The following is a 7,224-nucleotide window of genomic DNA, read 5'->3' as shown; positions in this document are numbered from 1 at the left end:
TACCTCCGCTGCCCCGGGCTCAGGCCCGGGGCAGCGGGACGGTGCGGGAGGGGCGGGGTATCCGACTGATCACCGCGCCGATCAGGGTGCCGATCGACACCCCGAACACCGCCGACACGGCCGTCAGCACGGACTGCGCGCCGTTGCCGACCTCGATCTGCGCGGTGTTCAGCAGGCCGAAGGAGCCCGGCACCACGATCCAGAACGCCGGGAGGTAGAGCACCTGCCAGAGCGGACCGCCCGGCAGCCAGTGCACCAGCGTGGCCGTGGCCGCGGCGGTGACCGCGCCGGCCAGGCCGCCGATCGCCGCGCCGTGCGTCGACCCCACCACCACCTGGACCGTGACGCTCACCGCGATCACCACGACGATCCACGGGATGGCCGGGGGCGGGGTGTGGACGTTGACCACCACCCCCGCGACCGCGAGCGCCAGCCCCAGTGCGATCACCCACCAGCTGGGCTTGGCCACCTGCACGTTGGCCAGCGCGGTGGCCGGCATGCCGGTCGCGGTCGCGGCCGCGGCCACCCCGGCGAGGAACAGCGCCAGCTGCACCGCGCCGGACACCAGCCGGGCCGTACCCGCGCTGGCCGCACCCGCGGCGATCTCCGACAGCCCGGTGACGAGCAGCCCGCCCGGCAGCAGGATCGCCAGCGTGGCCACGATGGTCCGCAGCGGACCGTCCAGCAGCGAGGCCCGGGCGAGCAGGAGGACCAGCAGTGCGACCAGGAACCCGGCCGTGACGGGCAGCAGCGGCCGCAGGTACGGCAGCCGCCGGGCGAGCACGGTCAGCCCCACGACGATCAGCGAGCCGAGCCCGGCCGCCAGCACGTTCGCCGCCGCCGGCTGCAGGAAGAGGCAGACCCCCACCCCGACCGGCAGCGCCCCGAGGTCCGCCACCCACGCGGGCCGGCGGGCCGGTGCCCGCCGGATCCCCTCCAGCTCGGCGAGCGCCCGTGGCCCGTCGAGCTCGCCCGCCCGCAGCCGGTGCACCAGGTGGAGGACGTCGGCCGTCTGCTCGAACCGCAGGGCGGCGCCGACCGGCTGGAACCGGGTGGCCTCGTGCGCCCCCAGGGCGACGAACAGCCCGTTGGTCAGCGCGGCGACCCGCACGTCCGGAGCCCCCAGCGCCCTTCCCAGTCCGCGGAGTTCCTCCTCGACGTCATGGACGGGCAGGCCACCGCCCAGCAGGGCCTCGCCCAGTTCGAGCAGCAGGCGGCGGAGCGGGTCGGGCGGGGCTTCGGTGCCCCGGACCAGGGAAGACGTGCTTGGCATGGCAGGTATCGTCCCATCCCGCCCGATTCGGTCCGACTGTGCCCCGGTCTGTTCGGTTTCCCGCCGCGCGCACGCCGTCCGCCGACGACGGCCGGCCCGGGACACGAGCGCGTGTCCCGCTCCGCATCCGACCTCCGGCCAGTAGCATCGCTTTTAAACCTCTTTGGGATGCTTTCCGGTGAATCGGCGACGGTTCGACCGTGCGCAGGAAGACCGTCCGCCGCCGCTGGGGGAGATGTGACCGTCGTCGCCGCCGTGGCCCGCTCCACCCGGGTCCGGCCGCTCTCCGCCGCCGACCTGCTGGCGGAGGCGGTCGCCCGGGCCGGGCTCTGGGAGCGGCTCGCCGAGCGGGCGCACGGCGACCCGGGGGCGGTCGCGGTGCTGTTGACACCGGGTACCTCCGCGTACGGCGACCCGGCGACCGCGGTCAGCGCCGCCCTGGTGGAGCACCTGATCGACCTGCTGCACGACCGCGGCTACCGCGACGCCACCGTCGGCGCCGCCCGCTGCGGCCCGGACCCCTGGCTGGCCGGCCCCGGGCTCCCCGAAGCCTGCCGCCGACTCGGCTACGGCGGGCTCACCCCGCAGGGCAACACCTACCGCGTCGTGGACCTGTCGGAGGAGGTCGGGCCGGCCGGGTTCCCCGACTCCTCCGTGCTGCACGGCAGCGGCCTGGCGCGCAGCTGGCTGGACGCGGGCTTCCGGATCAACATCGCGAAGAACAGCACCCACCCGGAGTTCGGCTACGCCCTGTGCCTGGCCAACCTGTTCGGCGTGCTCCCGCAGGACGACAAGCACCACCACTACCGCGCCCGACGGGACGGCGCCGAAGTCGTCGTGGACCTGCTGCGCTCCCACCCGCCGGACTTCCACCTCATCGACGCCGTGGTGAGCAGCCACGGGTGCGCCGGATCGCACGTCGGCAGGCCCCTGCGGACGGAGACGGTGATCGCCGCGCCGGACGGCGTGCTGGCGGACATGGTCGGCGCGCTGCTCATGGGCGTCGACCCCGTCTCGTCGCCGCTCAACGCGCGGGTGCTCAGCGACCGGGGCCTGCCGGACGCCTACCGGATCGACGGCGACCTGACGCCCTACCAGGGCTGGCGCAACCCGCCGAGATCGCTGGTCGAGGCGGTGCGCCGACTCGCTCCCGACGGGCGGGTCCACCGGCTGTTCAGCGTCGCCGCCTGGCACGTGGCCCCGGGCACGGCGGTCACCGACCCGGCCCTCGCCCGGCTCTCCCGACTCCTCACCTCGCTGATCCGCGCCGCGGACGCGAACCCGGCGGCCGCCGCCGCCCTGTGCGCGATGGTCGGCGCGGCGGCGTCGGCCTCCTCCACCGTCCGCGCCTGGCGGACCGGGAACGCCAAGGACGGCCTCCGGCGCCGGGACGTCTCCCTCGCGGTCGACCCGGACGCCTACACCCACGAGGACTACGACCGGATCACCGACCTCCTGCGGCCGCTGGAGACGGTGATCGACGCGCTGCCCGCGGACGCCTGGCAGATGCGGTGGCAGCACGTGGGCCACTCGATCCTGTTCGGCTGCGAACGTACCGTCAACGCACCGTACCGGGAGTTCGTACGGCGGGTCGACATCAGCCGTTCCATCAGCTACATGACCGACTACCTCGGCGGACGGGTCCACGTGGTGTCCCGTGACGCGCAGGGGCGGCCCATCCGCCAGATCGAACGCAACCTGTACCTGGCGCAGCCGAACTACCTGGCGTACTACGGCGGTCCGCCCATCGACGTCTGCAAGCTGGAGTCGGTGGACTACGGGGAACAGCGGCAGCGGATCTCCTGGCGGACGGTCAGCAGCCCGAACGGGTCCGCCGAGTACGACGACGGCTCGGTGACCTTCCTCCCGGCGGACGGCGGTGGCCGGACCCGGATCGTGATCCGGGTGCGTCAGCGCTTCACCCTGCCGCTGACCTGGCAGATGATCCGCCCCGACACCCGGCCCAGGCTCAGGGACCCGCTGGTGCAGGACTCCTACCAGCGCTTCTTCACCCGCACCCTCGACAACTTCGAGGCGCAGTACGAGGGGCGCCCCTTCCGGATCGGCCGGCCCTGGGAGGATTCCGACGACCTGGAGGCGGCCGAGCTGCCCACCCAGCGGCTGACCGAGGCCGCCCGGATGCTGCGGACCGTCGCCTCGCAGACCCTGACCGTGCCGACACCGCCGGGACGACTGGGGCCGGACGGCTTCTGGCACGTCGCGCCCGGCGACCTCCCGACCCGCTCCCCCCTGCTGGAGGAGTTCCGCGAGTCGCTGCGCCCGGCGGTGGCCGGCTTCTGGCAGGGACTGCGCGAGGCCGCGGCCCGGGACCGGCGGTCGAGGCGGACCCCGTGAGGGCGTGCGTGACCGGTGCCAGCGGGCTCGTCGGATCCCAGGTGGTGCGTACGCTGCACGCCGCCGGCCAGGAGGTGCGGGCGTCGGTGCGCCGCAGCAGCGACCTGCGGCAGCTGCACGGCCTGGACGTGCCGTTGGTGAACGCAGACCTGCGCGATCCGCTCAGCCTGCGGGCCGCGTTCGAGGACTGCGACACCGTGTTCCACTGCGCCGCCGTCTTCTCCTACTGGGACACCGACCGGGAGGAACTGGCCAGGGCCAACGTCGAGGGCACCTGCGAGGTGCTGCGGGCCGCGGCCGAGGCCGGGGTCCGGCGGGTGGTGGTGACCTCGTCGTCCATCACCTGCGGCTCGTCGGGTGGCCCGGTGGCCCGGGACGAGCAGTGGATGCCCGGAGAGGAGTACCTGCCGGACTACTTCGTCACCAAACTGGAGCAGGAACGGACGGCCTTCGCCCTGGGCGCCGAACTCGGCCTGGAGGTGGTGGCGGCCTGCCCGACCATCGTGGTCGGCGGCCCCGACTGGCGGCTGGTGCCCAGCAACGCGCTGATCACCCGGTACCTGGCCGACTCGCTGCGCACCACCTATCCGGGCGGCTGCAACATCGTCTCCGTCCGGGACGTCGCGGCCGGCCACGTGCTGCTCGCCGAGCGGGGCCGGCCCGGGGAGCGCTACCTGCTCGGTGGAGAGAACTGGGCCTGGCGGACCATCCACCAGACCGTCTCCGAGCTGTGCGGCACCCGTGGACCGTGGGCCACCGCCAGTCACACGGGCGCGTACCTGGCGGCGACGCTGGGGGAGATCCGTGCGGTGCTGACCGCACGGGCCCCGGCGACCACCCGGGCGGAGGCCCGGACGATGGGGCGTTTCTACTGGTACCGGCACGACAAGGCGGCGGACCTCGGCTACCGGCCGAGGCCCGCGCGGCAGGCGCTGGTCGAGGCGCTCGGCTGGCTGGTGACCAGCCCGCACCTGTCGGACCGGGTCAGGTCCGGGCTGCGGCCGCATCCGGAGGTGACGAGCGCGCGGGAGCTGCTTCCCCGCCCGCTGGAGGACGGCGGCCCGGCGCCGAGCTGACCCTCACTGCTCCGGTTTCGCGGTGCGGGACTTGCCGGCGGGCTTCCCGTCCGGTCCGTCGCCGTCGCCGGTGTCGTCACCGGTGTCGTCACCGTCCGTGGCGTCGGCGCCGTCTCCCCACGCGGTCCTGCCGAGGTGGTCCCGAAGGCGCTGCTCGTGCTCCCGGGTGACCTCCGCCATCCGCCGGGCGTAGTCGATGCCGAGCCCGCTCAGCTCAAGGGCGAACCTCAGGTCCTCGTCGGCGACGAACTTGCAGTACTCGCTGTAGACCTTCCCCCAGGCGAGCCTGCCGGTGGCCAGCCCGGCCGTCAGCTCAGCCCAGTCGCCCCACATCGTGGTCTGGAGCTCGGCGATCGTGGCCGCGGTGGACCGGAGGTGTTCCCAGCCCGCTCGGAGTTCGTCGTTCAGCTGTTCGGGTGTCTCGGGGCTCATGGCCACTCCTCAGGTCGGGTTTCCGGTAGGGGCCGGCTGCGGGCTCAGCAGCGTGCTGTGGTGGAACCCCAGGCGGGGATCGGTCCAGACGGGCAGCTCGGGCAGGTGGGTGCGCAGCTCCGGCATCTCGACCCGCAGCCGCACGGTGTTGGCCGGGTAGTCGTACACCGTGATCGTGTTGAGCCCCCGGTTGGCGGTGAACAGCAGGGACTGGTCGGCGGAGAGCTGGCAGGCGTAGATCCCGTCGATGAGCGTGCCGCGGGTGACCCGAAGGGCGCCGACGAAGTGCTTGCTGCTCGGGCCGGGCGAGCCCCGGGTGAAGGCGTCGGTGACCTGCCGCGCGGCCTGCCGGGCGGAGCGCAACTGGCCGGCCAGGCGCGGGCGTTCGTCGATCACGCGGTACGAGGCGAAGTCGGCGAGGTCGATCATGACGATGGTGCCGCTGCCGCCGTTGCAGTAGATCAGCTCGCGGTCCGAGACGCAGACGTCCGAGTTGATGTGCGCGGGGACGCTCTGTCCGCAGGCCCAGTGGCGCAGGATCTGCCCGGTCTCGGCGTCGATCTCGTACACGTACTCCTTGAAGTAGGCCATGGCCCACTCGTGCCAGTCCCGGCCCTCCTGCGGCAGCACCCGGAAGGACAGCGCGTAGAACCGGTCGTCGCTCGGGTGGCAGGCCACGTGCCAGCAGGTCGTCGGCAGCCGCACCCGGCGGGCGACGCGCTTCTCCAGGTCGAAGACGCCGACCTCGGCCGCCTCGCCGCGGCCCGGGTGGTCCATGCCGCCGTAGACGACGTACCGGCCGGAGGCGGTGCGCTTCATGGCGTGAGGGAGCTTCAGCAGGTGGTCGCCGATGCGCTGGGCCTCGGTCGGGCGGTCGAGGTCCAGCAGCCACAGGCCGTCACCGATCGCGGTGACGCCGTGGGTGCCGTCCAGCCAGACCATGTGGGTGCTGCTCTTGATGGCCGCGTCGGGGGGTTCGAACCGCAGGGTGGAGACCCGCTCGCTCTCGTCCAATGACTGGACGTCGTAGAAGAGGAGCTGCTGCCCGGCGTTGCCGAGGAACCCGAACCTGCGGTCGGGGGTGATGCTGACGGCGTGGCCGCCGGAGACGCCGTCGTAGTACCGCACCCGGTAGGCGTACTCGCCGGTGTCCGGGTTGTAGCGGAAGACACAGACGCCGGCGGCACCCTCCAGGCCGTTCATGCCGTTCCCGTCCAGGGCGATGTGGAAGGCGTAGGGGTAGGTGCCCATCTGGTTCCTGACCTCCACTGATCATCGTACGAGGGGTGCGGTTTGATCGCATGCCGTCCGTGCGGAGCAAAATTGGGAAGTTTGCCAACGAACTTCACCGGTCCGGGCGCGCACCGATTGTGACACGGTGGCTGTTTGCGGAGCTGCTGCGTCGGCTTGATCGACCATCGCGTCGGAGTGCGTGTGCGACCCGTGTGTGTGAGTCTGGAGCTGGCGGCCCTGTAGTCGAGTCGTCACGCGCCGTGGCAACATCTCGCCCGGTTGCGGAAATTCCTCACGGAAAGGCGGGGTGATCCCCATGCCCGGAGACCCGGCGACGAAGGTCATCGTCACGCAGGAGAGTGCCCCTGTCGGCTCTGCCGGCGGAAAGCCCGTCAAGGGGTTCCATATTTTCACTGTCTCGATCCACGTGGAGCCGACGGAAGGTGAATACAAGCCGGGGCAGGTGCATTACGCTTTCACCGTCCCGACCGGCTGGAAGTGGGTCGAGTGGGGGAACCACTACTACTACAACGACGAGACGTACCAGACGACCCCGGCCAAGGCCCTCGACGTGCAGGTCGACGGCAAGGTGCTGTCCTTCGATCTCGACACCCATCTGAACTCGACCACCTCGGACGGTACCCGCCTGGTCTTCACCGTGATGGTCGAGCCGGTCGGCGGGACCAAGCCCGGTACGTACAGTGACGGGCTCGTGGTCGTCGGCAAGAGCGGCCAGCAACTGCTCCCGGTGCAGGCCACACTCTGGGGCGTCACCACCCCGTAGTCCGCGGGATCGCCGACGGCTACCGGGTCTGCGTCAACTACCGTACGGACGAAGCTGCGGCGTCCTCCGTC

At 72.2% G+C, this 7,224-nt stretch carries 6 protein-coding genes; 3 read left to right on the top strand and 3 right to left on the bottom strand.

Translation table 11 applies throughout. From position 1 onward, the window contains the following. Nucleotides 1–19: 19 nt before the first annotated feature. Complete coding sequence (locus ACFU7Y_RS36245; RefSeq protein WP_380770903.1) at nt 20–1,273, bottom strand: threonine/serine exporter family protein; 1,254 nt, start codon at nt 1,271–1,273, stop codon at nt 20–22. A 237-nt stretch (nt 1,274–1,510) separates the two neighbouring features. On the opposite strand from ACFU7Y_RS36245, the gene ACFU7Y_RS36240 reads away from it, so the two are divergent. Together ACFU7Y_RS36240 and ACFU7Y_RS36235 are read left to right on the top strand one after the other, a co-directional pair. Further along, the gene (locus ACFU7Y_RS36240; RefSeq protein ID WP_224273700.1) at nt 1,511–3,628 is read left to right on the top strand and encodes a DUF362 domain-containing protein; all 2,118 of its coding nucleotides are present in this window, start codon (nt 1,511–1,513) and stop codon (nt 3,626–3,628) included. After that, the gene (locus ACFU7Y_RS36235) at nt 3,625–4,704 is read left to right on the top strand and encodes an NAD-dependent epimerase/dehydratase family protein (RefSeq protein WP_224273698.1); all 1,080 of its coding nucleotides are present in this window, start codon (nt 3,625–3,627) and stop codon (nt 4,702–4,704) included. Before ACFU7Y_RS36240 ends, ACFU7Y_RS36235 begins: the two co-directional genes overlap by 4 nt. Nucleotides 4,705–4,707: 3 nt before the next feature. Here the strand turns inward: ACFU7Y_RS36235 and ACFU7Y_RS36230 are convergent, their stop codons facing one another. Further along, nucleotides 4,708–5,136: a hypothetical protein gene (locus ACFU7Y_RS36230; RefSeq protein WP_380770902.1), complete on the bottom strand. Its 429-nt coding sequence runs from the start codon at nt 5,134–5,136 to the stop codon at nt 4,708–4,710. Nucleotides 5,137–5,145: 9 nt separating this feature from the next. Continuing rightward, on the bottom strand, nt 5,146–6,387 hold the full coding sequence (locus ACFU7Y_RS36225; protein WP_380770901.1) for a hypothetical protein: 1,242 nt from the start codon (nt 6,385–6,387) through the stop codon (nt 5,146–5,148). A gap of 445 nt (nt 6,388–6,832) precedes the next feature. On the opposite strand from ACFU7Y_RS36225, the gene ACFU7Y_RS36220 reads away from it, so the two are divergent. Then, the gene (locus ACFU7Y_RS36220; protein ID WP_224273687.1) at nt 6,833–7,153 is read left to right on the top strand and encodes a hypothetical protein; all 321 of its coding nucleotides are present in this window, start codon (nt 6,833–6,835) and stop codon (nt 7,151–7,153) included. Nucleotides 7,154–7,224 lie beyond the last annotated feature (71 nt).

Origin of the sequence: Kitasatospora sp. NPDC057542, assembly GCF_042801945.1 — a bacterium.
Taxonomy (GTDB): Bacteria; Actinomycetota; Actinomycetes; order Streptomycetales; family Streptomycetaceae; genus Kitasatospora.
Note: the sequence above shows the minus strand (reverse complement) of the source record. Positions and strands in the feature narration are given on the sequence as shown.